Annotated in this window: 19 protein-coding genes and 1 pseudogene; 11 read left to right on the top strand and 9 right to left on the bottom strand. The window is 68.8% G+C overall.

The annotated features are described in order from the left end of the window. Nucleotides 1-70: 70 nt before the first annotated feature. Both ACE3OK_RS10710 and ACE3OK_RS10705 read right to left on the bottom strand, forming a co-directional pair. Nucleotides 71-1,090 carry a FecR domain-containing protein gene (locus tag ACE3OK_RS10710; protein ID WP_374249531.1) on the bottom strand — a complete coding sequence of 340 codons (1,020 nt, stop codon included), beginning with the start codon at nucleotides 1,088-1,090 and terminating at the stop codon, nucleotides 71-73. A gap of 6 nt (nucleotides 1,091-1,096) precedes the next feature. After that, nucleotides 1,097-1,666, bottom strand: a complete 570-nt coding sequence (locus ACE3OK_RS10705) for an RNA polymerase sigma factor (RefSeq protein ID WP_374249530.1) — start codon at nucleotides 1,664-1,666, stop codon at nucleotides 1,097-1,099. Between the two features lie 98 nt (nucleotides 1,667-1,764). Between ACE3OK_RS10705 and ACE3OK_RS10700 the strand changes: the two are divergent. Next, nucleotides 1,765-2,514 (top strand): annotated as a pseudogene (locus ACE3OK_RS10700) (cyanophycinase); the annotation flags it as partial. A 180-nt stretch (nucleotides 2,515-2,694) separates the two neighbouring features. Further along, on the top strand, nucleotides 2,695-3,699 hold the full coding sequence (locus tag ACE3OK_RS10695; RefSeq protein ID WP_374249555.1) for an isoaspartyl peptidase/L-asparaginase family protein: 1,005 nt from the start codon (nucleotides 2,695-2,697) through the stop codon (nucleotides 3,697-3,699). 111 nt (nucleotides 3,700-3,810) lie between these two features. On the opposite strand, the gene ACE3OK_RS10690 is transcribed toward ACE3OK_RS10695, so the two are convergent. Continuing rightward, nucleotides 3,811-4,779, bottom strand: coding sequence for a LysR family transcriptional regulator (locus ACE3OK_RS10690; protein ID WP_374249529.1), 969 nt, complete (start codon nucleotides 4,777-4,779; stop codon nucleotides 3,811-3,813). 112 nt (nucleotides 4,780-4,891) lie between these two features. Here ACE3OK_RS10690 and aceB point away from each other — a divergent pair, with 112 nt between their 5' ends. The 4 genes from aceB (at nucleotide 4,892) to ACE3OK_RS10670 (ending at nucleotide 11,532) form a co-directional block, all read left to right on the top strand. Next, nucleotides 4,892-6,541, top strand: a complete 1,650-nt coding sequence (aceB, locus tag ACE3OK_RS10685) for a malate synthase A (protein ID WP_374249528.1) — start codon at nucleotides 4,892-4,894, stop codon at nucleotides 6,539-6,541. 49 nt (nucleotides 6,542-6,590) lie between these two features. Then, nucleotides 6,591-7,886 carry an isocitrate lyase gene (gene aceA, locus ACE3OK_RS10680; RefSeq protein WP_374249527.1) on the top strand — a complete coding sequence of 432 codons (1,296 nt, stop codon included), beginning with the start codon at nucleotides 6,591-6,593 and terminating at the stop codon, nucleotides 7,884-7,886. Nucleotides 7,887-8,003: 117 nt separating this feature from the next. Beyond that, nucleotides 8,004-9,026: a diguanylate cyclase domain-containing protein gene (locus tag ACE3OK_RS10675; protein ID WP_374249526.1), complete on the top strand. Its 1,023-nt coding sequence runs from the start codon at nucleotides 8,004-8,006 to the stop codon at nucleotides 9,024-9,026. A gap of 1 nt (nucleotide 9,027) precedes the next feature. Beyond that, a complete protein-coding gene (locus tag ACE3OK_RS10670) occupies nucleotides 9,028-11,532 on the top strand; it encodes a putative peptide modification system cyclase (protein ID WP_374249525.1) in 2,505 nt (834 codons plus the stop codon). Nucleotides 11,533-11,601: 69 nt separating this feature from the next. On the opposite strand, the gene ACE3OK_RS10665 is transcribed toward ACE3OK_RS10670, so the two are convergent. Continuing rightward, nucleotides 11,602-11,886: an NHLP-related RiPP peptide gene (locus ACE3OK_RS10665; protein ID WP_374249524.1), complete on the bottom strand. Its 285-nt coding sequence runs from the start codon at nucleotides 11,884-11,886 to the stop codon at nucleotides 11,602-11,604. Nucleotides 11,887-11,951: 65 nt separating this feature from the next. Here ACE3OK_RS10665 and ACE3OK_RS10660 point away from each other — a divergent pair, with 65 nt between their 5' ends. Then, entirely contained in the window at nucleotides 11,952-13,199 is a 1,248-nt protein-coding gene (locus ACE3OK_RS10660) for a putative peptide maturation dehydrogenase (protein ID WP_374249523.1), read from the top strand. Nucleotides 13,200-13,210: 11 nt separating this feature from the next. On the opposite strand, the gene ACE3OK_RS10655 is transcribed toward ACE3OK_RS10660, so the two are convergent. Together ACE3OK_RS10655 and ACE3OK_RS10650 are read right to left on the bottom strand one after the other, a co-directional pair. Beyond that, the gene (locus tag ACE3OK_RS10655; protein ID WP_374249522.1) at nucleotides 13,211-14,725 is read right to left on the bottom strand and encodes a YifB family Mg chelatase-like AAA ATPase; all 1,515 of its coding nucleotides are present in this window, start codon (nucleotides 14,723-14,725) and stop codon (nucleotides 13,211-13,213) included. 11 nt (nucleotides 14,726-14,736) lie between these two features. Next, nucleotides 14,737-15,006, bottom strand: coding sequence for an accessory factor UbiK family protein (locus ACE3OK_RS10650; protein ID WP_374249554.1), 270 nt, complete (start codon nucleotides 15,004-15,006; stop codon nucleotides 14,737-14,739). Between the two features lie 172 nt (nucleotides 15,007-15,178). Here ACE3OK_RS10650 and ACE3OK_RS10645 point away from each other — a divergent pair, with 172 nt between their 5' ends. Then, nucleotides 15,179-15,517 (top strand): P-II family nitrogen regulator, encoded by a 339-nt coding sequence (locus ACE3OK_RS10645; protein ID WP_374249521.1) that lies wholly within the window; start codon nucleotides 15,179-15,181, stop codon nucleotides 15,515-15,517. A gap of 7 nt (nucleotides 15,518-15,524) precedes the next feature. Here ACE3OK_RS10645 and ACE3OK_RS10640 read toward each other — a convergent pair whose 3' ends face one another. From ACE3OK_RS10640 to speE, 3 genes are all read right to left on the bottom strand, one after another. Further along, nucleotides 15,525-16,214, bottom strand: coding sequence for a phosphatase PAP2 family protein (locus ACE3OK_RS10640; RefSeq protein WP_374249520.1), 690 nt, complete (start codon nucleotides 16,212-16,214; stop codon nucleotides 15,525-15,527). 68 nt (nucleotides 16,215-16,282) lie between these two features. Continuing rightward, entirely contained in the window at nucleotides 16,283-18,163 is a 1,881-nt protein-coding gene (locus ACE3OK_RS10635; RefSeq protein WP_374249519.1) for a diguanylate cyclase, read from the bottom strand. A gap of 122 nt (nucleotides 18,164-18,285) precedes the next feature. Then, entirely contained in the window at nucleotides 18,286-19,140 is an 855-nt protein-coding gene (gene speE / locus ACE3OK_RS10630) for a polyamine aminopropyltransferase (protein WP_374249518.1), read from the bottom strand. 126 nt (nucleotides 19,141-19,266) lie between these two features. Here speE and ACE3OK_RS10625 point away from each other — a divergent pair, with 126 nt between their 5' ends. The 3 genes from ACE3OK_RS10625 (at nucleotide 19,267) to ACE3OK_RS10615 (ending at nucleotide 22,996) form a co-directional block, all read left to right on the top strand. Then, nucleotides 19,267-20,430 (top strand): MalY/PatB family protein, encoded by a 1,164-nt coding sequence (locus ACE3OK_RS10625; protein ID WP_374249517.1) that lies wholly within the window; start codon nucleotides 19,267-19,269, stop codon nucleotides 20,428-20,430. Between the two features lie 71 nt (nucleotides 20,431-20,501). Beyond that, on the top strand, nucleotides 20,502-22,391 hold the full coding sequence (speA, locus tag ACE3OK_RS10620) for an arginine decarboxylase (protein WP_374249516.1): 1,890 nt from the start codon (nucleotides 20,502-20,504) through the stop codon (nucleotides 22,389-22,391). 104 nt (nucleotides 22,392-22,495) lie between these two features. Further along, entirely contained in the window at nucleotides 22,496-22,996 is a 501-nt protein-coding gene (locus tag ACE3OK_RS10615; protein ID WP_374249515.1) for a nuclear transport factor 2 family protein, read from the top strand. Nucleotides 22,997-23,002 lie beyond the last annotated feature (6 nt).

The following is a 23,002-nucleotide window of genomic DNA, read 5'->3' as shown; positions in this document are numbered from 1 at the left end:
TGGGTGCGCTCGAAGCGGCGCGATCAATGTCGGTGACGAATGACTGCGGGAAATCCCCCGCACCGCGCCCTCAGCGCGTGTGCAGCAGGATGCGGTCGGGGCCGGCTTCGGCGCGCACCGGGAAGCCGGCTTCGAGCAGGCGCACGAACCCGTCCTGGTTGTCCCAGCGGAAACTGCCGCCGATGCGCAGCGCGCCGGTGGTGTCATCGGCAATCACCAGCTTGCGGGCGTTGTAGCGGTTGAACTCGCGCGCCACGTCGGTGAGCGGGGTGTCGCGGAACACCAGCAGGCCATCGCGCCAATCCAGCAGCTGTTGCGCTTCGTCCAGCGCCAGACTGCGCACCAGTACGCCGTTGCCGCGCACCAGCGCCACGCTGCCGGCGGGCAGCAAGACCGAGGGCTGGGCCGTGGTGCCGCCGTCCGGGGACTCCAGCCGTACCGTGCCTTCGGTCACCACCACGCGCAGGCCGGCGGCATCGCGCTGCACCGAATAACGGGTGCCCACCGCCACCGCTCGGTAGCCGTTGGCCGCCACGATGAACGGGCGCTGGCGATCCTTGGCGACTTCGAAGATCGCCTCGCCGCGTGCCAGCGCCACGTCGCGCCGGGTGGGCGACAGGCGCACGTCGATGCGGCTGTCGCTGGCGAGGATGGCGCGCGAGCCATCGGCCAGCGGCTGGGTGCGGACTTCGCCCATCACGGTGCGATAGCTGGCGACATCGGCGGTGGTGCGCGGCTGGAAGTCGCGGCTGGCCAGCAGGGTCACCACCGCCAGTGCGGCGGCGGCCAGCCAGCGCGGCAGGCGACGCGCTTGTGCAGGCACGCGCACGCGCGGCGGCAGGTCGCGCAGCATCTGTGCGCGGCGATCGTCCGGCGGCGGTGCGCGGTGCGCGGTGCCATCGGCCAGCACGCGCAGCCTGCCCGCTTCCTCCCATGCGGCTTGCAGGCGCAGGAACGCCACCCGGTGGGTGGTGGCCTGTCCCAGCCATTGCGCCAGCGCGGTCTGGTCGGTCGCGTCCCATGTCCCGCCGTCGCGCCGCGCCAGCCATTCGGCAGCGGTCTGTTCAATGCTCCGGCTGTCCGTGGTCATGGCCGGTCAGTCCCGCATCCTGCGCGTGCGCGGCTGCGCTTCCGCGGCCCCCGCAGCGGCAGGGGCTTCGCCGGCGTACAGCGCATCGGCGAGCAGGCGCATCCCTTTGGCAATGTGTTTTTCCACGGTCTTCTCGCTGATGCCCAGACGCAAGGCCACGTCGCGTTGCGACAACTCCTCCACCCGGCGCAGCCACACCACCTCACGGCAGCGTCGCGGCAGCTGCTCGAGCGCAGCGGACAGGCGGCGCAGTGCCTGGCGTCCGCCGCACCAGCGTTCCGGCGAGACCTCATCCACCAAGACGTGCGAAGGCTCGAAATCACCCATCGGCTCGATCGACACCACCTTGCTGCGCCGGACGCGGTCGGCCAGCAGGTGGCGGGCGCTGGCGAACAGGAACGCCTTCGGCTGCGCCGGCAGGGACCGGGCCGCGGCCTCGTAGATGCGTGCGTACAACTCCTGGCGCAGGTCGTGCAATTCCTCGCGCTGCGGCCAATGGCGGAGCAGGAAGCGCATCAACGCCTCTTCGTGGGCCAGGATTTCGCGAACGAACCAGTGGTCGAGTGCGGTCTGCATCCATCTACCATAGCGGAACTCCCGGCGTGCGGAAGGGCGGGGGAAATCGCGCATCCGTTCGTCTTACTTGGCGACAACCATCAGGCGGGGTGTGGACGATGAGGCAACGTGCAGGCGGGGCGATCTTGCTGGTGGCATTGCTGGCGGCGCTGCCGGTGTGGGCGGCGAACGTGGGCCACTACGTGCTGGGCGACACCACGGCGAAGACACCCGGCAAGGTGCAGCCGGGGTTGTTGCTGATGGGGGGGGGCGACCGCAACCAGGATGCCCTGCACTGGTTCCTGCAACATGCCGGCAATGGCCACATCGTGGTGTTGCGGGCGTCGCTGGGCGGCGAGATCGGCGAGGAGTTCTATCACAAGATCGGCGGCATCCAGTCGGTGGAAACCTTCGTGTTCAAGGATCGCGATGCCGCCTTCGACCCGAAGATCCTGGCCGCGCTCAAGCATGCCGACGGCATCTTCCTGGCCGGTGGCGATCAGGCCCGGTATGTGCGCTACTGGCGCGGCACGCCGCTGGCGGCGGCGCTGAACGCACACGTCAAGGCGGGCAAGCCGCTGGGCGGCACCAGCGCCGGCCTCGCCGTCCAGGGCGAATACCTGTACGGGGCGATGGATGGCGGCAGCATCACCAGCCCGCGCGCCTTGGCCGACCCGCTGGGGGATGGCATCACCATCGAAACCGGCTTCCTCGATTTCGCCCTGCTGGAGGGCGTGATCACCGATACCCATTTCAGCGAGCGTGGCCGGCTGGGAAGGCTGGCGGCCTTCCTGGCCAAGTCCGAGCAATTGGCTCAGCGGCCGTTGCTGGGCCTGGGCGTGGATGAGGCGGCAGCGGTGGCGGTGGAAGGCGATGGCACCGCGCGCGTCTACGCCTCGGCGCCGGGCGCCGGGGCGGTGGTGCTGCGTGGCGGGTTCGCGGCCCGGCAAGCCGAAGACAAGCCGATGAACCTGGATCGGTTCGAGGTGGAGGTGGCGGGTGTGCACTCGCTGCTGCATCTGCCCTCGGGGCAGGTGGAGCGGCCTGCGGTGGAGCGCAGTTTCGGCGTGCGCGATGGCGTGCTGGTGGCCCTGGACAGTCCCACGCTGGTGATCCACGGCGGTGCCGGGGTGGAGCCCGGCGACCTCACCCCGCAGGAAGAGGCGGACGTCCGCCAGGCACTGGAAGCCGCACTGCGTGCCGGCCATGCGAAGTTGCTGGCGGGCAGCCCGCCGGTGGAGGCGGTGACGGCCGCCATCACCGTGCTGGAGGACGATCCGCACTTCAATGCCGGCCGTGGCGCGGTCTTCACCCACGATGGCCGCAACGAGCTCGACACCTCGCTGATGGACGGTGCCACCGGCAAGGCCGGTGCCGCCGCCGGCCTGCACCGGGTGAAGAACCCGATCCTGCTGGCACGCGCGATCATGGAACACTCCAATCACGTGATGATGGTGGGCGACGGCGCGGAGATGTTCGCCAAGGAGCAGGGCATCCCGCTGGTGAACCCGGCGTATTTCCGCACCGAAAAGCGCTGGCAGGCGTTGCAGAAAGCCTTGCAGGAGGAAAAGAACGCGCAGGCCAGCCGCGTCCCGCTGGTGCTGCCCGGCAAGGCCTATTTCGGCACCGTCGGCGCGCTGGCACTGGATGCGCAGGGGCACCTGGCCGCCGGTACCTCCACCGGCGGCATGACCAACAAGCGCTACGGCCGCGTGGGCGATTCGCCGATCATCGGTGCCGGCACCTGGGCCGATGCGCGCTGCGCGGTCTCCGGCACCGGCTGGGGCGAGTTCTACATCCGCAATGCCGCCGCCCACGAGATCTGCGCGCGCGTGCGGCTGGCCGGCGACCCACTGGCGAAAGCGGCCGATGATGTCATCAATGGCGTCATTCCGAAGCAGGGCGGCGACGGCGGCGCAATCGCACTGGGTGCCGACGGCAGCATCGCCTTCCCGTTCAACACCGGCGGCATGTACCGCGGCTGGATCGGCGCAGACGGCGTGCCGCACGTGGCGATCTACAAGACCGACACGCTGGCGATGCCGGGCCGCTGACGTTCGTTCCAGCCCATCTGCGGTTGTCCCCATTCGCAGGTGTCCTTGGAAGGCGGGGCAGTCCAGGTTCACTTCGATGCATTGGAAGTGAACCTGGCCGCCTTTCCCCGCCTACCGCTCCGAATGCCCGCTCTCGTCGTAGCCGCGCGGCGTGAGCACCTCCGGCTGGATCAGTTCGACGAACGCGCGCGCCTGCTTGGACAGGAACTTGCCCTTGCGCATCACGATGCCGTAGCTGCGCGACGGGAACCAGCGCGCCAGCGAGCGCGCGGCCAGCCGCTGGCGGTCGGCGTCGGTCAGGCAGATCGCAGTAACAATACTGATGCCCAGCCCCATCGCCACGTATTGCTTGATCACCTCCCAGCCACCCACTTCCAGCGCCACCGTGTACGGCACCCGGTTCTGCTGGAACACCAGGTCCACCAGCCGGTAGGTGGTCAGGCGCTTGGGCGGCAGGATCAGCCCGTACGGCGACAGGTCTTCCAGCGCCAGCTCGGGCTTGCTGGCCAATGGATGGTCGGGCGGGGTGATCAGCATCGGTTCGAAGCGGTAGACCGGCGCGTAGCTCAGGTCGGCCGGCACGTCCAGCATCGAGCCCACCGCCAGGTCCACGGCGTCGCTGCGCAGCAGGTCCAGGCCGCTGGCGCCGGTGACGTTGTGCAGGCTCAGGCGCACGTCCGGGTGGCGCTGGCGGAACGCATCCACGATCCCCGGCAGCAGGTACAGGATGGTGGAGCTGCCGGCGGCCACGTGCAGTTCGCCGGCATCCAGCCCGCGCACCTGCTCGCGGAAGCTGGCGGCCAGGTTGTCCAGCCCCTCCACCAGTGGGCGCGCCATCTCGTACAGCAGGTCGCCTTCGCGGGTGGGGGTGAGGCGGCGGCCGCTGCGCTCGAACAGCCGCACCCCCAGTTCGCGTTCCAGCGCCTGCAATTGCAGGGTCACGGCCGGTTGGCTGAGGTACAGCGCCTCGGCCGCGCGTGAAATGGAGCCCAGCCGGGTGACCTGGCAGAACGCCCGCAATGGCTTCAGGCGTGAGCCTTTGTAGGCAAAGCGCAGGGCAGCGGGTGGGGTTTTGGGCATTTATTCTAAAAACATATTTAATTTAATTATATTTATTATTGATAAATCTAGTTTGTCAAATACCACACGCTGGCGGATGGTTGGCTTCCCCACACGTTCCACGGAGCCGCCGATGTCCGCAGTGCTGCAAGACCGCCCCGGCGAGGGCGTGGAGATCACCCGACGGGTGCCCGGGCAGGACGCCCTGCTGACCCCCGCCGCGCTCGGCTTCCTCGGCGGCCTGCACCGCCGCTTCGAGGGCGAGCGGCAGGCCCGGCTGGCCGCCCGTCGCATCCGCCAGCAGGCCTTCGACGCCGGCGCGCTGCCGGATTTCCGTGCCGACACCGTGCAGATCCGTCGCGGCAACTGGACCGTGGCGCCAACCCCGGCCGCGCTGCTGGATCGCCGCGTCGAGATCACCGGCCCGGTCGACCCGAAGATGGTCATCAATGCGCTGAACTCCGGCGCCAACTGCTACATGGCCGATTTCGAGGACAGCACCGCGCCGACCTGGACCAACCTGCTGACCGGCCAGCAGGCGCTGCGCGCGGCGATCAGCGGCGCGCTGGTGCATGAGGCTGGCGGCAAGCGCTACGAGCTGCGCCCGCAGGCCGAGCAGGCGGTGCTGATCGTGCGGCCGCGCGGCTGGCACCTGGACGAGAAGCACGTGCTGGTGGACGGCCAGCGGATGTCGGCATCGCTGTTCGATGCCGGCCTGTTCGCCTTCCACAACGCCCACGTGCTGGCCGGGCGCGACCGCGGCCCCTACCTGTACCTGCCCAAGCTGCAGTCGATGGAAGAAGCCGCCTTGTGGGAGCAGGCGCTGGCGGCCATCGAGGACGGGCTGGGGCTGGCCCACGGCCAGATCAAGGTCACGGTGCTGATCGAAACCCTGCCGGCAGCGTTCGAGATGGACGAGATCCTGTTCGCGCTGAAGGACCGCATCGTCGGCCTGAACTGCGGGCGCTGGGACTACATCTTCAGTTACATCAAGACCTTGCGCCGGCACCGCGACCGCGTGCTGCCGGAGCGCAGCCAGGTGACCATGGTGCAGCCGTTCCTGCGCGCCTATGCCGAACTGCTGGTGCAGACCTGCCACCGCCGCGGTGCGCATGCGATGGGCGGGATGGCGGCGCAGATCCCGATCAGCGGCGACGAGGCTGCGAATACTTCGGCGCTGGAGCGCGTGCGCGCCGACAAGCTGCGCGAGGTAGGCGCGGGCCACGATGGCACCTGGGTGGCGCATCCGGCGCTGATCCCGATTGCCCGCGAGGTGTTCGACGCGCGCATGCCGGGCCCCCACCAGCGCCATGTCGCCCGCGACGACGTGCATGTCGAGGCCGAGGACCTGCTGCGCCCGTCGCTGGGCACGATCACCCGCGCCGGCTTCGAGAACAACGTCGAAGTGTGCGTGCGCTACCTGGCCGCGTGGCTGGAGGGCAACGGCTGTGTGCCGATCCACCACCTGATGGAGGACGCCGCCACCGCCGAGATCGCCCGCGCCCAGCTGTGGCAGTGGCTGCACTTCGCCGATCTTCCCGCCGGCCAAGGGCCGTCGGGGGCCGATGCCGGCGGCCAGCCGCTGTCGCTGGACGACGGCACCCCGGTCGACTTCGTGCTGCTGGAGCGCGCGCTGATCGGGCTGCCCAGCCGGCTGGGCGACCCCCGCCGCATCCCCGGCGCCGCGCGGGTATCCGAGGCGATCGGCCTGCTCGACCGCCTGACCCATGCCGACGAATTGGCCGAGTTCCTCACGCTTCCCGCTTACGAACGCATCGATTGAACCACATCCCGACTTTCCTCCGCTGCCGCCAACCCCACGAGGTGTCCCCATGAAGAACCATCTGCCGACTGCCGAACAACTGAAGCTGGACTGGGCCAACAACCCGCGCTGGGCCGGCGTCACCCGCAGCTACTCCGCCGAGGACGTGGTGCGCCTGCGCGGCACCGTCCCGGTCGAGCACTCGCTGGCCCGGTTGGGTGCCGAGAAGCTGTGGAAGTCGCTGCACAGCGAGCCGTTCGTCAACGCGCTGGGCGCGATGACCGGCAACCAGGCCATGCAGCAGGTCAAGGCCGGCCTGAAGGCCATCTACCTGTCCGGCTGGCAGGTGGCGGCCGACGCCAACCTGGCCGGCGAGATGTACCCCGACCAATCGCTGTACCCGGCCAACTCGGTGCCGCAGGTGGTCAAGCGCATCAACAACACCTTGCTGCGTGCCGATCAGCTCTCGCACGCGGAAGGCGACGACAGCATCGACTACCTGCAACCGATCGTGGCCGACGCCGAGGCCGGCTTCGGCGGCGTGCTCAACGCCTTTGAATTGATGAAGGCGATGATCGAGGCCGGTGCCGCCGGCGTGCATTTCGAAGACCAATTGGCCAGCGTCAAGAAATGCGGCCACATGGGTGGCAAGGTGCTGGTGCCCACTCGCGAGGCCATCGAGAAGCTGACCGCCGCGCGCCTGGCCGCCGACGTGATGGGCGTGCCCACGCTGATCGTGGCCCGCACCGACGCCGAGGCGGCGGACCTGCTGACCTCCGACGTGGACGACAACGACAAGCCGTTCTGCACCGGCGAGCGCACCATCGAGGGCTTCTACAAGACAAAGAACGGGCTGGACCAGGCGATCAGCCGCGGCCTCGCCTACGCGCCGTATGCCGACCTGGTCTGGTGCGAGACCGGCAAGCCCGACCTGGAGTTCGCCCGCAAGTTCGCCGAGGCGATCCATGCCAAGTTCCCCGGCAAGCTGCTGGCCTACAACTGCTCGCCGTCGTTCAACTGGAAGAAGAACCTGGACGACGCCACGATTGCGAAATTCCAGAAGGAAATCGCCAGCTACGGCTACAAGTTCCAGTTCATCACCCTGGCCGGCTTCCACGCGCTCAACTACGGCATGTTCGACCTCGCCCACGGCTATGCGCGCCGGCAGATGAGCGCCTTCGTCGAGCTGCAGGAGAAGGAGTTCGCCGCCGCCGAGCGTGGCTTCACCGCGGTCAAGCACCAGCGCGAGGTCGGCACCGGCTATTTCGATGCCATCACCCAGACCATCCAGGGCGGCAAGTCGTCCACGGTGGCGCTGAAGGGCAGCACCGAGGAAGAGCAGTTCCACGACCGCCGAGCCGCCTGAGCGGGGATTTGCGACACGCGTCACGGGCCGCCCAAAGGGTGGCCCGTGCTGTTTGTCCGCCATGTCCGAGGTGTATGCTGGGCTGCAGACTGGCCTGGAAATCTTGGGGAGAGGCGGGTGTCCGCGCAGCTGGTGGGGAATGCGGAAATACGCGAACACGACGAGCACGACGAGCACGACGCTTCGGTGCTCGCGGCGTCCGAGTACGCGCTGTTTGCCCAGGTGGGCCACCCGTATCCGGTGGAGGCCGGGCAGCGCCTGTTCCGCCGCGGGGATGCCGGGGACGACATGTTCGTCATCAACAGCGGCGAGGTGAAGTTGAATTTCGGCGACGACCTGGTGGGCAAGCGATTGGGCCCGCAGGGCTTCTTCGGCGAACTGGGATTGCTGATCGGTACGCATGTGCGCAGCGCCGATGCGGTGGCGACTTCGGCCGGTTCGTTGTTGCGGCTGGGACGTGGCGAATTCGATCTTTTGGCGCAACGGGCCCCCGGCCCGCTGTCGCACTTCCTGCGCCGTGCCATCGCGCGCGTGGTGCACAACGAGCAACGCCTGATCGGATACCTGCGCGGTCGCAACCAGGAGTTGCAGGACGCACTCGATTCCCTGCGCTCCACCCACCAGCAGCTCAGCCGCACCGAGGCGCTGACCCGCACCGACGAATTGACCGGGTTGGCGAACCGCCGCGGGCTGTGGATGCATATCGAGGACCGCCGCCGGCTTGGTCACCTGCCGGGGTGCAGCCTGGTGCTGGTGGACTGCGATCATTTCAAGGCGATCAACGACGACCACGGCCACCCGGCCGGGGACCGCGTGCTGCAAGGGGTGGCCAACCTGCTGCGGGCGGTGGCCGGCCCGGACGACATGGCCTGTCGGCTGGGGGGCGATGAATTCGCGCTGCTGCTGCAGGGGCAGGGTGCCGACGACGTGGCCAAGGTGGCCGGCTACATCGTCGACAGCGCGCGCATCCTGCAACGCATGCGGCAACTGCCGCCGCAGATGACCACGCTCAGCATCGGCGCCTGCGGCATCGGCACCGGCGCCGGCGCGGAAGGCTGGGAAGATTGGTACATCCGCGCGGATACCGCGCTATACCGGGCCAAGCGCCTGGGTGGCAGCCGTTTCGAGTGGCAGGACTGACATGCCGGAAGAGGGGGCACACGCCACCCCGCAGGTACGCACCCTGCTGCTGACCGACCTGGTGGATTCCACCGGACTGGTGGAGCGCCTTGGCGACAAGCCCGCCGCGGAATTGTTCCGCGCCCACGATCGGCTGGTACTGGCGTTGCAGCAACGTTGGCGCGGCCGCCTGATCGACCGGAGCGATGGCCTGTTGCTGATTTTCGAGCGCCCGATCGACGGGTTGGCTTTTGCCCTCGACTACGCGCGCGGACTGCGCGAGCTAGGGCGCGAGCAGGGTATCCGGCAACCGCTGCTGGCGCGGGCGGGCCTGCACGTGGGGGAGGTGCTGCTGTGGGAGAACAGCGCCGATGCCGTGCAGTTGGGGGCCAAGTCACTGGAGGTGGAAGGCTTGGCCAAACCTCTTGCCGGCCGGCTGATGGCGTTGGCGCGGCCGGGGCAGATCCTGCTCTCGGCCACCGCCGAACCGCTGGCGCATCGTGCCGCGCGGGAGTTGGGCGAGCGCGGCGAACTGCTGGTCTGGAAGCCCTACGGGCGCTGGCGCTTCAAGGGTATTCCCGAGGCACAGGAGATTTTCGAAGTGGGCGAGGCCGGCCTTGCCCCGCTGCGGATGCCGGCGCATACCCCCAAGGCGTGGCGTGACCTGCCGCTGTGGCGGCGTCCGGTGGCGCTGGCTGCGGAGGCGATGATGGTGGCGGCGCTGGCCTTCGGGGGCTGGTTCCTGGCGCGCCCGCAGCCTGCCATCGCCTTCGCCGAGCGCGACTGGGTGGTGGTGGGCGACCTGCGCAACCTCACCGGCGATGCGCGCCTCGACGATTCGCTGGAGCAGGCCTTCCGCATCAGCCTGGAGCAGTCGCGCCACGTCAACGTGCTCAGTGACCTGCGGGTGCGCGAGACCCTGGGCAACATGCAGCGCAAGCCGGACACGGCCGTGGATCGCACGCTGGGTTCGGAAATTGCCCTGCGCGACGGTGCGCGCGCGTTGCTGCTGCCGACCGTGGCGGAAGTCGGGGGGCGGTTGCGGGTCAGCGCCGAAGTCGTCGACCCGCGCACGCAGACCACCGTGTATGCGGTGATGGCCGATGGGCGCGGCATCGAATCGGCGCTGGGCTCCATCGACAACGTCACCGACCAGTTGCGCGGCAAGTTGGGCGAAGCGATGCAGAACGTGCAGAAGACCTCGGTGCCGCTGCCCAACGTCGCCACCCCCAGCCTGGACGCGTTGAAGGCATTCGCGGTGGCCCGCAAGGTGACGATGACCACACGCGATCGCGAGCAGGCATTGGGCCTGTACCGGCGCGCATTGCAACTGGACCCGCAATTCGCGCTGGCCCACGCGGACATGGCGGATCTGTATTCCGGCCTCGGTGAAGTCGCGGCGGCCACCGCCGAACGTGCGAAGGCATTGGCGCTGCCGCAGCGGCTGTCGCCGCAGGAGCGCGCCCGTATCGAACTGCTGCAGCAGCAGCATGCGGTCCCGGCGGTGTATTTCCGGCAGGCGCAGGAATACCTGGCGCTGTATCCGGACGATGCGCGCACCCTTGGCCGGCTGGCCACCAACCAGTGGCATCAACGCAATGATTTCCATGCCATGGAGCAGCTGTATCGGCGCACCATGAAACCGCAGTACGCGCGCGTGGAAGTCTCGCGCTACGGCCTGGCGATCGCTTTGTTGGGGCAGGAGCGTTACGCCGAGGCCGCGGTGGAATTCCAGCGTTCGCGGCAAGGCGGGTTCAGTGGTGGCGGTGAGTATTACGCTCGCGTCTTTGATGCGCAGGGCCAGCATGCGCAGGCCGACAAGGTCTATCTGGAAAGCACGGCGGGGCGCAACGGCTGGCAAGGGGATGCGGCGGTGGTGACCTGGATCGATCGTGGCCAGTGGCAGGCCGCCGCTGCGGCGGCCACTGCCATGGCGCAGCTGCCACAGGGCGATGTCGACGCACTCGACAGGCTGCGCGCGCAGGCCGCCGTTGCCAGCGTCGACGTGTTGTCGGGGCAGGCGAGCGCGGCTGTGGCGGTGCGCGGGTTGTTGGCCAGGGTCGCCACCGGGCAGGCGGAGGTGGACGCGGTGTATCCGCCGGCGTCCAGCGAGTTGCGTCTCTACGCCGGGCTGTTGGCCGCCTGGCACGGCGATGCCGCGCTGGTGGCGGAGGCATTGCAAGCGGTATCCGGCAGCGCGGCGGTGCGCGACTACCCGACGCTGGCGCAATTGCAGCAGGTGGTGTTGGCCGAACAGGAACGCATCGCCGGCAAGCCGGCTGCGGCGGTCGCACGCCTGCGCCTGCTGGCCGGACGCGATGACGCGTTGGTGGCAGTGCATTGGGCGATGCAGCGCGCGCAACAGGCGACGGGCGATACGGGTGCCGCGGCCGTGCAGGCGCGGTGGCTGGCGACGCATCGTGGGCGGGCGTTCGCCGAAAGCACCACCACCGACGTGTTGCGGTTCTTCAACGCCGCAGCGGCGGCGCAGGCGCTGCGTGCGGGCGACGGGACGGTAACGCGATAGCGACCCTGCCGCGGGTTGCACGCAGGCAGGCCCGGTGTCGGGCCTGCCGCATGCGGGTGCGGCAGGTGGTTACACCCCGGCTTGGGCGGACAGCGTGCAGTCGAACTGCTGGACGGTGTGCAGGGCGTCTTCCAGCTTCTGGCGCTGGCTGCGGATCTGCTCCGGCGAGGCAAGGGTCTGGCCGGCCTTCAATTGCAGGCAGTCCCAGGGGTCGCTGTAGCCCAGCGAACGCAGCGCCTGCTCCGGCGATTGCTGGAACAGCGTGCGGAAGTCATCGTTGTCTTCCAGGTTGTCCAGCAGCTTCTTGACCAGTTGCGGGTGCAGCCCGGCCGGTGGAATCCTGTCTTGTGCCACGGTGTCCCCCTCATTGCGAACAGAGCGTGGACAATACCACCCGACCCATGGGGATGGAGCGGGCAATGCAGATCCGGCGCTGTGCCACGGTGTGGCTGGAACCACGCGAACTTGCCGATTTCCGGCTGGATGACCTGCTTGCCGGTGGCACCGGGGTGGTGTCACGGCTGTGCTGGTTCGCGCATGCGCCGCACCTGGGGGCGGCCGTGGAAGTCGACGCCGCGCAGGTGGCGCTGTTGGCGTCCTTGAGTGCGGTGGACTGGGTGGCGCGCGCCGGGCTGGATGCACGGCATGGTGCGGGAACCGTGGACGCGATGCTGCAGGCGGGCTTGCTGCTGGCGCACCCGGAGACGCCTTGCGTGCGTGTGGACGCGGCGCAGGCCGACGCGGACTTCCGTGCGCAGGGGTGGTTTCCGGTGGCCGCGCTGGCGCACATGGCGTGTCGATGGGGCGGCATCGACGGCCCCAGGAGCATGGCCGAACACGATCTGGATACCAATGCCGGGCTTCTGCGGCAGCACGGTGCACCGCCCCCGCCAACCGGGGAGCAGGCAGACGGCGACGACGCCATCGGCCTGCCACGCATCGCCCATGACGACTTCGATGCGCTGCTGGATGCCCGCGCGACCTGCCGCAATTTCGATGCCTCGGCCACATTGCCTTTGGCCGTGTTCTCGCAAGTGATGGCGCGGGTGTTCGGTGCGCGCGGCATCGGCCGCCCGGCCCCCGAGTTCACGGTGTACAAGCGCACCAGCCCTTCCGGCGGGGCCTTGCATCCCATCGAATGCTTCCTGATCGTGCAACGGGTGGAAGGCATCGCAGCGGGCCTGTACCGGTACCGCATCGATGGGCATGCGTTGGAGCCGGTGGTGGCATGCGTCGCGCCGCCGCAGCCGGGTGATCTGGAAACCCGGCCATTGGGGGATGCGGCACCGACGGCATGGTGTGCGGAGGAGCTGCGCGCGTTCGCGCGCATCGCGGTGGCCGGCCAGGATTTCTTCGCCGACGCGCCGGTGCTGTGCGTGCTGGCGCCGCGCTTTCATCGCAATTTCTGGAAGTACCGCAACCATGCCAAGGCCTACCGCGTCTGCGTGCTCGACGCGGGCCACCTGTCGCAAACCCTGCAACTGTGCGCCACCCGGGCCGGGCTGGGGCCGTTCGTCACCGGCGCGATCAACGAGCTGGATCTGGAGCGCGCCTTCGGGCTGACCGGTTTCAAGCAGAGCCCGCTGGTGGTGTGCGGCTTCGGCCCACGCGCGCCGGCCATGACGACATCCGAATTCGACCCGAACCGGCGGGTCTGGCCGCGCTGACACGGGGCCGTTCAGGCCGCCGCGCGTTCGCGGCCACGTTCCAGCTTGCGGTAGCCGATGGCCTCGGTGAGATGCGGGGTTTCGATGGCATCGCTGCCGGCCAGGTCGGCGATCGTGCGAGCCACCCGCAGGATGCGATGCAGCGAGCGCGCGGACAACTGCAGCGCATCCACCGCACGCTCCAGCAGGGCGGTGTCGCGTGGCGCGAGCCGGCAGGACACGTTGGTGCGCGTATGGTCAAGCAGCGCGTTGGCGATGCCGTCGCGTGCCAACTGCCGCGCGCGCGCCGCCACCACGCGGGCCCGCACGATGGCGCTGGCTTCGCCGGGGGCATCGTCGGTGCGCAGCGCGGTGGGGGGCAGCCGCGGCACTTCCACATGCAGGTCGATGCGCTCCAGCAGCGGGCCGGAAATGCGTGCCCGATAGCGGCGGATGGCATCGGCGCTGCACAGGCAGCGTCCCGATGGGTCGCCGGCCCAGCCGCAAGGGCAGGGGTTCATCGCCGCGACCAGCTGGAAACGCGCCGGGAAGTCGCAGTGGTGGGCGGCGCGGGAAATGCTGACGCTGCCGGACTCCAGGGGTTCGCGCAGGACTTCCAGCGCGTGCCGGCTCCACTCCGGCAGTTCGTCGAGGAACAGCACGCCGTGGTGGGCAAGGGAAATTTCGCCCGGACGCGGATCCGCCCCGCCGCCGACCATGGCCACCGCGCTGGCGGTGTGGTGCGGGGCGCGGAATGGGCGCTGCCGCCAGTGCAACAGATCCAGCCCGCGGCGGCTGGCGGCGGCGATGCTGGCGGCTTCCAGCGCCTCGGCATCGGTGGGTTCGGGCAGGATGCCGCCCAGTCGCGAGGCCAGCAAGGTCTTGCCGCTGCCGGGCGGGCCGACCAGCAGCAGGTGGTGGGCACCGGCGGCGGCGATTTCCAGTGCGCGGCGGGCATGCGCCTGGCCGCGCACATCGGCCAGGTCGGGCGTGTTGGCTGCGTGGCAGGGCAGCGGCTGCGGTTCCGGCAGGGTTTTGCGGCCCTCCAGCGCGGCGCAGACTTCCAGCAGGGTGCGCGCGGTGCGCACTTCGACATCGCGTGCCAACGCCGCCTCCGCGCCATTGCCGGGCGGCACCAGCAGGCGGCGGCCGTTGCCGGCCATCGCCAGCGCCGCCGCCAGGGTGCCATCGACGTCACGCAGTTCGCCGGTCAATGCCAGTTCGCCGAGGAACTCCCATTCCGCCAGCGCATCGACCGGCAGTTGCCCGCTGGCGGCGAGGATGCCGAGGGCGATGGCGAGGTCGTAGCGGCCGCCGTCCTTGGGCAGGTCGGCCGGGGCCAGGTTGACGGTGATGCGGCGCGCGGGGAATTCGAATTGCGCGCACTGGATCGCCGCGCGCACCCGGTCCTTGGCCTCGCGCACCGCGGCTTCCGGCAGGCCGACGATGGACATCGCCGGCAGGCCGCCGGCCAGGTGCACTTCCACCCGGACGCCGGGCGCACGCACGCCCGTGCGTGCACGGCTGTGCACGACTGCAAGGCTCATGGCGGCGGCCGTCAGTGGCGCAGGCTGTCGCGGTCGGCGTGGCCGGCATCGGCCAGTTCGGCCAGCTGGCGTTCGAGCGCGTCGAGCTTGTCGCGGGTGCGGGCCAGCACCGCGCGCTGCACGTCGAACTCCTCGCGGGTCACCAGGTCCAGCTTGCCCAGCCCGGCCTGCAGCACGCTCTTGAAGTTCTGCTGCAACTCCTCGCGGCCATCGCGGAGGGCGGGTGGCACCAGGCTGCTCAGGCGGCGGGCGAGTTCGTCGAGTTGGGCCAGGTCGATCATGCGGGTGTCGTTCATGGGGGGGGTCTCCTGCGGTGTGGTCAGCGTGCCGGGGTGCGGGCTGGCGGACCATCGGTGCAGGGCGCGTCGCGGGGTAGGAAAATTCCGATTCCGCAGGCGGGAGTATGCCCGCATCGCACGCGGTATGCTCGCACCATCCACGGGAGGCGTGTCGATGAAGATGGTGATGGCGGTGATCAAGCCGTTCAAGCTGGATGATGTGCGCGAAGCGCTGGCCGATGTGGGCGTGGCCGGCATCACCGCCACCGAAGTCAAGGGCTTCGGTCGCCAGAAGGGGCATACCGAGTTGTACCGGGGGGCCGAATACGTGGTCGATTTCCTGCCCAAGATCAAGCTGGAGATCGCGGTGGCGGACGACCGCGTGGATGCGGTGACGGACGCCATCCTGAAGGCCGCCGGCACCGGCAAGATCGGCGACGGCAAGCTGTTCGTGTGGGATCTGGAGCGAGTGGTGCGGATTCGCACCGGGGAGCTCGACGCCGACGCGCTGTAGCGCGCAGTCAGCGCGCAGCCGGCGTGCGCCAGGCCCCGGTTGCGGCGTGGATGACGAGGATCACCGCCCAGCTCAGCCACAACGTCCACAGCACGTGCGAGAAGAAGTGCGCGCCGCGCATTTGCTGGACCATCCCCAGGAACAGGCTCAGGGCCACGGCGGCACTGCCGGCGCGGCGGCTGAAGCGTGGATCCTGCGGGTAGCGCAGCAACGCGAATGCCAGCAGCCAACCGCTGGTGGACACGAAACCGGCCGGGAAACAGCGACCCACCAGGTCGACGTGGGCCGGGGCCGTTGCCAGCAGGTCGAAGTACGGTGCCCCGCCGCCGAAGCGGTCAATGTCCCAGGGGCAATGCATGCTGCTGAGCCGTTTCCAGACCGAGACTGCCAGTGGCACGGCCAGCGCCGAGAGGGCCACCACCCGCCAGCCGGCGGCATCGGCGGCGTGCCGGCGCATCCAGGCCCGTGCGATGCAGCCCAGGGCGCAGGCGATCAGCACGTACCGTAGCCACTGGTGGACCAGCTTGGCGGCCCACCAGGCGTTGCGGGCGGGCCACGACTGGCGCTGGGGGTCGTACCAGATGTCAGCAAGCCACAGGTCCAGCCGGGTGAAGTGGAACAGCAGGGCAAGCGCCAGGCCGCTGGCGGCCAGCAGCAGGCTTTGCCGCAGGTAGAAACGTCGCCAGCTGGCGGGCATCGCCGCTCCCTGTCACCCGAAAGCGCGCAAGTATGCGCCGGCCGGTGCATGCGCGGGAGGGGGTGGGATCAACATTCCACCCGGTCGCGGCCCCGCTGCTTGGCGCGATAGAGCGCCGCGTCGGCGCGTGCGAACAACGCCTCCCGGGTTTCTCCCGGTGCGGCCTCCGCCACGCCGATGCTGGTGGCGATGCGCAGTGCCGGGTCGATGCCGGGCAGGCGCAGGGTGCGGGTGGCCTCCAGCAGGCGGTGGGCGATCACCAGCGCCTGCGCCTGCGTGGCACCAATGCAGACCACCGCGAATTCCTCGCCGCCGATCCTGCCCAGCGCATCGCGCCCGCGCAATTGCGTCTGCCAGGCTTGCACCGTGTCGCGCAGGACGGCATCGCCAGCGGGGTGGCCGTAGCCATCGTTGACCTGCTTGAAGTGGTCGAGATCGAGCAGCAGCACGGCCAGCGGCGCGCCATGCTGCTGCGCGGTCGCCAGTGCGCGATCCGCGATTTTCTCGATGGCCAGGCGGCTGGCCGCGCCGGTCAGCGGGTCGGTCATGGCCAGCGTGCGCAGCCGCCGCGAGCGTTTCCATTGACGCCATGCCAGCCACGCCAGCATCAATGCCAGCACCGCGCCCAGCAGCAGGGCGAGGGTCTGCCAATGCCGGACCCGCTGCAACGCATTCACCTGTTGCTGGCGGGAGTCGGCTTCGGCGCGCAGGCGGCGGTTCTCGAAATCGCGGCGACGGATTTCGTATTCGTATTCCAGCAGGCGGCTTTGTTCCAGCCGCATCTTGCCTTGCAGCGAGGTCTGCAATTCGCTGTACCGCTTGAAGTCCGCCAACGCATCGGCGGTGCGGCCCAGTGCTTCCTCGCTGGCCGATTGCGCCTTGTAGAGCAGGGCCAGGTAGCGGTCGTTGCCGTCCTTCTGGATCAGGGGCAAGGCCTGCCGGTAGCGCAACAGGGCCTCCTGGAATTGCCCCTTGCCGGCCAGTGCCTGCCCGGCCACCAGCAGCAGCATGTCGTCATGCAGGTTGCTCTGTTCGCTTTTGAACTCCGCTTGCGCCTGCGCCAGCGTGGCCAGTGCGGCTTCAAACTCGCCCTGCGTCACCTGCGTGCTGGCCAGACCGACCCGTGCGGTGGCCGCGTCCAGCACGTTCTTGTGTTGCAAGGACAGCGCCACCGCGCGCTCGAAGGACTCCCGCGATTTGGCCAGAGCACCGGACTCGTCGTACAGATACCCCAGCTGGATCAAGTCGGACACTACCCGGTCCCAGTCCTGCGCATCCTGCCCGCGCGCCACCGAGTGGGTGAAATAGCGTTCTGCCTGGGCGAAGTCGCCGATGCGGCGGTAGGTCACCGCGATCTTCATCAGCAGGAAGTCGATTTCGTGGTCGATTCCGGCGGCGCGGAAGCCGGCGCGTGCGCGCTGGAAATCCATCAGCGCCTTGGCCTGTTCGCCCAGGTCCGAATACAGGCCGCCGCGCAGCATCAGGGCTTCGGCATACAACTGCCGCTCCGTCCCGTTTTGCAGCAGCGTCACCATCTTGTCGGCTTCCGCCAGGGATTGGCGGGTGCCGAACAGCAGCATCACGAACGTGCTGCGGCAGAACAGCGCGCGCGCTTCCGATGCGGTGTCACCGGCCGCCTTGGCGCGGCGGATGGCGTCATCGGTATAGGCCAGGCCGCGGGCCGGGTCTTTCCAGCGGCTGCTGCCGCAATAGACCGAGCGAAAGCGCAGGTCGCGCGCGGTGTCACCGGGTGGCAGCAGCACCCGCAGCCGATCCAGGTCGGCGTCGTAGGCCTCGAAGGTCATGTCCATCGAGGTCGGCCCGGTGACCTGCTGGAACACCGCGTCGAAGTTGGCGGCACCGCCGGCACCGGCGGGTGCGGTGGCCGGCTGCGCAGGCACGCCAAGGGTGGCCGACGCCAGCAGCGCCGCCAGCAACCACCCTTTCATGCGTGAGAGGGGTTCGCCCATCGATGCCCTTGCGCCGACCCGATGCCAGCTTAGATGGGGGCAGGATACAACTTCAGTGCCGGCCGTCGCAGAACCGGATGGCCCGGGCCGGGGTGGCCGGCTCAGCCACCCAGCGCCTTGGCCACGAACGGCGGCAGCTGTTGCGCGCCCAGATGGATGTCGGCGCTGTAGTACAGCGAATCGAAACCCTTGCCACGGGCGTCGGCCTCGCGGAAGCCGAAATCGGCGTGCGCCGCCTTTTTCGCCATCGTGCAGCTCCACCAGCCGGTGGGGTAGCAGGGCTGCGGGAACGGCAGGGTCTGGAAGCTGTGGAAACCGGCCTTGCCCATTTCCGTGCGCATTTCCCGGATCAGCTTCAGCAGCGCCAGCGGCGACTCGCTCTGCTGCACCAGGATGCCGTCGTCCTTCAGCGCGCGGTGGCAGCTTTCGAAGAACGCCTGGTTGAACAGGCCCTCGGCCGGGCCGACCGGGTCGGTGGAATCGACGATCACGATGTCCACGCTGCCGGGCGCGCAATTGGCCATGTAGGCGATGCCGTCGTCGAACAGCAGCTCGGCGCGTGGGTCGTGGTTGGATTCGCACAGCTCGGGGAAGTATTTCTCCGCCATCCGCGTGACCTGCTCGTCGATGTCGCACTGCACCGCCTTCTCCACGCCGGGGTGGCGCAGCACCTCGCGCAGCGTGCCGCAGTCGCCGCCGCCGATGATCACCACGCGCCTGGGGTTGGCGTGGGTGAACAGCGCCGGGTGCGCCATCATCTCGTGGTAGAAGAAATTGTCGCGGCTGGTCAGCATCATCGCGCCGTCGATCAGCATGACGTTGCCCCAGTCGGTCGACTCGAAGATCTCGATCTTCTGGAACGGCGACTGCACCTCGTCCAGCTTGCGCGTCACGCGGAACCCGATCGACGAGCCGGTGGGTTCGAACTGCTCGTGCAGCCAGGTGGGTTCGGTCATGACGGTATGCCTCTGGAAATGGTGCCGGGGCGCGGATTGTAGCGGGAATCGGCAGGTGGGCCGGGTATCCTTGCCTGCACCGACGCCCGTTGCGTCCGGATTCATGATTTCGAAGGAAGCACGCCTGTGGAGACTTCGCGGTTCGACGTCATCACCGCCGACCAATTGGTGGCCGCCGGCAGCCGCAAGTGGACGGCCTTTCCCGGCTGCATCGGTGCATTCGTGGCGGAAATGGATTTCGGCATCGCGCCGCCCGTCCGGCAGGCGCTGGACAAGGCGCTGGCCGATGGCCTGACCGGCTATCTCACGCCCCGGCTGCTGCAGGACCTGGGTGACGCCTGCGCCCGCTGGCAGCAAACGCATCACGGCTGGGCGGTGGACGCTGCCGACGTCCAGGTCATGCCGGATGTGTTGAGCGCGCTGGAAGCGGTGCTGCGGCATGTCCTGCCGGCCGGTACGCCGGTGGTGGTGCCGGTGCCCTGCTACATGCCTTTCCTGCCGATCCTGGAGTGGACCGGCAATCCGGTGGTGCAACTGCCGATGCTGCACACCGCCAGCGGTTGGCAGCTGGACGAAGCGGGGCTGGACGCGGCGTTCGCGGGGGGCGCGGGAATGCTGCTGTTGTGCAATCCGCACAACCCGATCGGCAAGGTCTATGGCCGCGAGGAGCTGGAGCGCATCAGCACGATCGTCGAGAAGCACGGCGCGCGGGTGTTTTCCGACGAGATCCACGCGCCGCTGGTGTTCGATGGCCGCCAGCACGTGCCGTATGCGGCGCTGGGCGAGATGGCCGCCCGGCAGGCGATCACCGCGGTATCGGCCTCGAAGATGTGGAACCTGGCCGGGCTGAAGTGCGCGCAACTGGTGCTGAGCCGCGACGAGGACCGGGCGCTGTGGCGCAGGATCGGTCATCGCGTCAACGATGCCACCTGCACGCTCGGGGTGATCGCGCACGCGGCGGCGTGGTCGCAGGGCGGGCCGTGGCGGCAGGACGTGCTGGCCTACCTGCAAGGCAACCGCGACGTGTTGGCGCAGCAGCTGGCCACGCAGCTGCCGCAGATCGCCAGCATTCCCGCGCAGGGCACCTATCTGGCCTGGCTGGACTGCCGCGCGTTGGCGCTGACACCCGGCCCGCAGGCCTTCTTCCGCCAGCATGCCAAGGTGGCGATGACCGATGGCGCCGATTGCGGCAACGGCGGGCAGGGCCATGTGCGCTTCAATTTCGCCCTGCCGCGCCCGCTGCTGGTGCAGGCGGTGGCGCAGATGGCGCAGGCGGTGGCTGCACGCTGAACACAGCGCGGGCAGGGCCGGCGGCGTGACCCTACAATGCGCGGATTCCCGCGTTCGATGGTGCCCCCGCGATGTCCCAGTGGTCGTCCGACCTTGCCCGCAAGACCTATTCCATCCCGCATTGGGCGGATGGGTATTTCGATGTCGATGCGCAGGGCCGCATCGTGGTGCGTCCCAAAGGCACGGAGGGCCCGGCGATCGCGTTGCCCGAGGTCATCGATGCTTCGCTGGCACAGGGCGGCAACCTGCCGGTGCTGGTGCGTTTCCCGGACATCCTCGGCCATCGCCTCGGCAAGTTGCAGGCGGCATTCGCGCAGGCGCGGCAGGACTGGGACTACGGCGGCGGCTACACCGCGATCTATCCGATCAAGGTCAACCAGCATGCCGGCGTGGCCGGCACCCTGGCCACGCACCACGGTGAAGGCTTCGGGCTGGAAGCCGGCAGCAAGCCGGAATTGATGGCGGTGCTGGCGCTGTCGCGCCCCGGTGGCACCATCGTCTGCAACGGCTACAAGGACCGCGAATACATCCGGCTGGCGCTGATCGGGCGCAAGCTCGGCCTGCAGACCTTCATCGTCATCGAAAAACCCTCCGAGCTGAAGATCGCGCTGGAGGAAGCGGCGGCGCTGGGCATCAAGCCGGGCCTGGGCGTGCGCATGCGGCTGGCGTCGCTGGGTGCCGGCAAGTGGCAGAACAGCGGCGGCGACAAGGCCAAGTTCGGGCTGGACCCGCGCCAGCTGCTGACCCTGTGGAAGGAGCTGCGCGATGCCGGCATGGGCGACTGCCTGCAGTTGCTGCACTTCCACATGGGCAGCCAGATTTCCAACGTGCGCGACATCGCCGCGGGCATGCGCGAGGCCACCCGTTACTTCGTCGAACTGTCGCGGCTGGGTGCCCACATCACCCATATCGATGTCGGCGGCGGGCTGGGCATCGACTACGAAGGCACGCGCTCGCGCAGCTACAACTCGGTCAACTACGGCATCCACCACTACGCCTCCAGCATTGTCCAGCCGTTGGCCGAAGCCTGCCGCGAGGAAGGGCTGGTGCCGCCACGCCTGCTGACCGAAAGCGGGCGCGCAATGACCGCCCACCATGCGGTGCTGGTGACCAACGTCAGCGAGGTCGAGCGCGCGCCGGAAGGCCGCGTGCCGGAACCGCACAGCGACGAGTCCACGCCGGTGCGCCAGCTGCGCGAGCTGCACGAGGAGATGGCGCAGCGGCCGGCGGTGGAAGTCTTCCACGAGGCCACCCAGGCGCATGCGGAAGGCCTGAGCCTGTACGCGCTGGGGCAACTGGACCTGGTGCAGCGCGCGCGCATCGACGACCTGTTCTATGCGATCGCCCACGCGGTGAAGGCGCGCCTGACCTACGACGAGAAGAGCCACCGCGACCTGCTGGACGAACTGAACGAGCGGCTGGTCGACAAGTACTTCGTCAACTTCAGCGTGTTCGAATCGATGCCCGACGTCTGGGCGATCGACCAGGTGTTCCCGATCGCGCCGATCGAGCGTCTCGACGAAGCACCGACCCGGCGCGGCATCATCGCCGACCTGACCTGCGACTCGGACGGCAAGATCGACACCTACGTGGAGAACGAGGACCTCGATTCCTCGCTGCCGCTGCACGAGCTGCGCAAGGGCGAGAACTACCGGATCGGCTTCTTCCTGGTCGGCGCCTATCAGGAAATCCTCGGCGACATCCACAACCTGTTCGGCGACACCGACGCCATCGAGGTCAAGGTCAGTGGCGAGGGTTTCGCGATCGGCCAGCAGCGCCGCGGCGATACCACCGACGTGATGTTGGACTACGTGGGTTACAAGCTCGACGACCTGCGTCGCCGCTACCGCGCATTGGTGGGGGCCGCCGATCTTGGCAAGGCCGAAGCGGAGCGTTTGAACGAAGCCCTGGAGCGTGGCCTGACTGCCTACACCTACCTCGACGACACCCCGCAGCACTGAGCCGCCACCCGTTCGTCGCACGTTCCACCGGCTCACCGCAGCCGCATCGACAGCGGCGCGGGTGGTGGCGTCCAATCGGCATCCCACCACACAAGGAAGCAGCGATGGACGCAAGGTGCAAGGCAGGCCGGGGTTTGCTGTTGGGTGGATTGCTGGTTTGCGCGCCGGCGCTGGCGCGCACGCCGAACGACGCGGTGGCCGAGGCGCAGCTGCGCGAGGTGATCCGCCGTTTCGACGCGGCCCTCGTGGCCCGCGACGGTGCGACGCTGCGCGGCCTGTTCCTGCCGCAGCCCGGCGCCTGGGCGTCGGTGCTGGGCGACGCCGGGTACGCCCGCCTGAAAGTGCGCCGCCCGGATGCGCAGCGGGTGCGTCCGGACAGCTACGGGCATTTCGCCGACATGGTGGAAGCGGCGGAACGCCCGCAGCGCGAGCGGTTCAGCGACATCGACATCCGCACCGACGGTGCGATGGCCAGCGTGAGCTTCGACTACGTGTACGAGGAAGACGGCGTGGCGCAGAACCGCGGCATCGAGAGTTGGCAACTGGTCAAGCTGGATGACGGCTGGAAGATCATGTCGATGCTGTATTCCGTGCATCAACCGTGAGCCTGC

The organism is Thermomonas sp., from assembly GCF_041905325.1.
In the GTDB taxonomy this organism is placed as follows: domain Bacteria; phylum Pseudomonadota; class Gammaproteobacteria; order Xanthomonadales; family Xanthomonadaceae; genus Thermomonas.
The sequence above is the reverse complement of the archived record's forward strand: the minus strand, read 5'-3'. Positions and strand labels throughout refer to the sequence as shown.

Excerpts from the sequence above, each read along its gene's own strand:
- ACE3OK_RS10710 (WP_374249531.1), bottom strand. The coding sequence starts at position 1,090 with ATGACCACGGACAGCCGGAGCATTGAACAGACCGCTGCCGAATGGCTG.
- ACE3OK_RS10705 (WP_374249530.1), bottom strand. The coding sequence starts at position 1,666 with ATGCAGACCGCACTCGACCACTGGTTCGTTCGCGAAATCCTGGCCCAC.
- ACE3OK_RS10690 (WP_374249529.1), bottom strand. The coding sequence starts at position 4,779 with ATGCCCAAAACCCCACCCGCTGCCCTGCGCTTTGCCTACAAAGGCTCA.
- aceB (WP_374249528.1), top strand. The coding sequence starts at position 4,892 with ATGTCCGCAGTGCTGCAAGACCGCCCCGGCGAGGGCGTGGAGATCACC.
- aceA (WP_374249527.1), top strand. The coding sequence starts at position 6,591 with ATGAAGAACCATCTGCCGACTGCCGAACAACTGAAGCTGGACTGGGCC.
- ACE3OK_RS10670 (WP_374249525.1), top strand. The coding sequence starts at position 9,028 with ATGCCGGAAGAGGGGGCACACGCCACCCCGCAGGTACGCACCCTGCTG.
- ACE3OK_RS10660 (WP_374249523.1), top strand. The coding sequence starts at position 11,952 with ATGCAGATCCGGCGCTGTGCCACGGTGTGGCTGGAACCACGCGAACTT.
- ACE3OK_RS10655 (WP_374249522.1), bottom strand. The coding sequence starts at position 14,725 with ATGAGCCTTGCAGTCGTGCACAGCCGTGCACGCACGGGCGTGCGTGCG.
- ACE3OK_RS10650 (WP_374249554.1), bottom strand. The coding sequence starts at position 15,006 with ATGATCGACCTGGCCCAACTCGACGAACTCGCCCGCCGCCTGAGCAGC.
- ACE3OK_RS10645 (WP_374249521.1), top strand. The coding sequence starts at position 15,179 with ATGAAGATGGTGATGGCGGTGATCAAGCCGTTCAAGCTGGATGATGTG.
- ACE3OK_RS10640 (WP_374249520.1), bottom strand. The coding sequence starts at position 16,214 with ATGCCCGCCAGCTGGCGACGTTTCTACCTGCGGCAAAGCCTGCTGCTG.
- ACE3OK_RS10635 (WP_374249519.1), bottom strand. The coding sequence starts at position 18,163 with ATGAAAGGGTGGTTGCTGGCGGCGCTGCTGGCGTCGGCCACCCTTGGC.
- speE (WP_374249518.1), bottom strand. The coding sequence starts at position 19,140 with ATGACCGAACCCACCTGGCTGCACGAGCAGTTCGAACCCACCGGCTCG.
- speA (WP_374249516.1), top strand. The coding sequence starts at position 20,502 with ATGTCCCAGTGGTCGTCCGACCTTGCCCGCAAGACCTATTCCATCCCG.
- ACE3OK_RS10615 (WP_374249515.1), top strand. The coding sequence starts at position 22,496 with ATGGACGCAAGGTGCAAGGCAGGCCGGGGTTTGCTGTTGGGTGGATTG.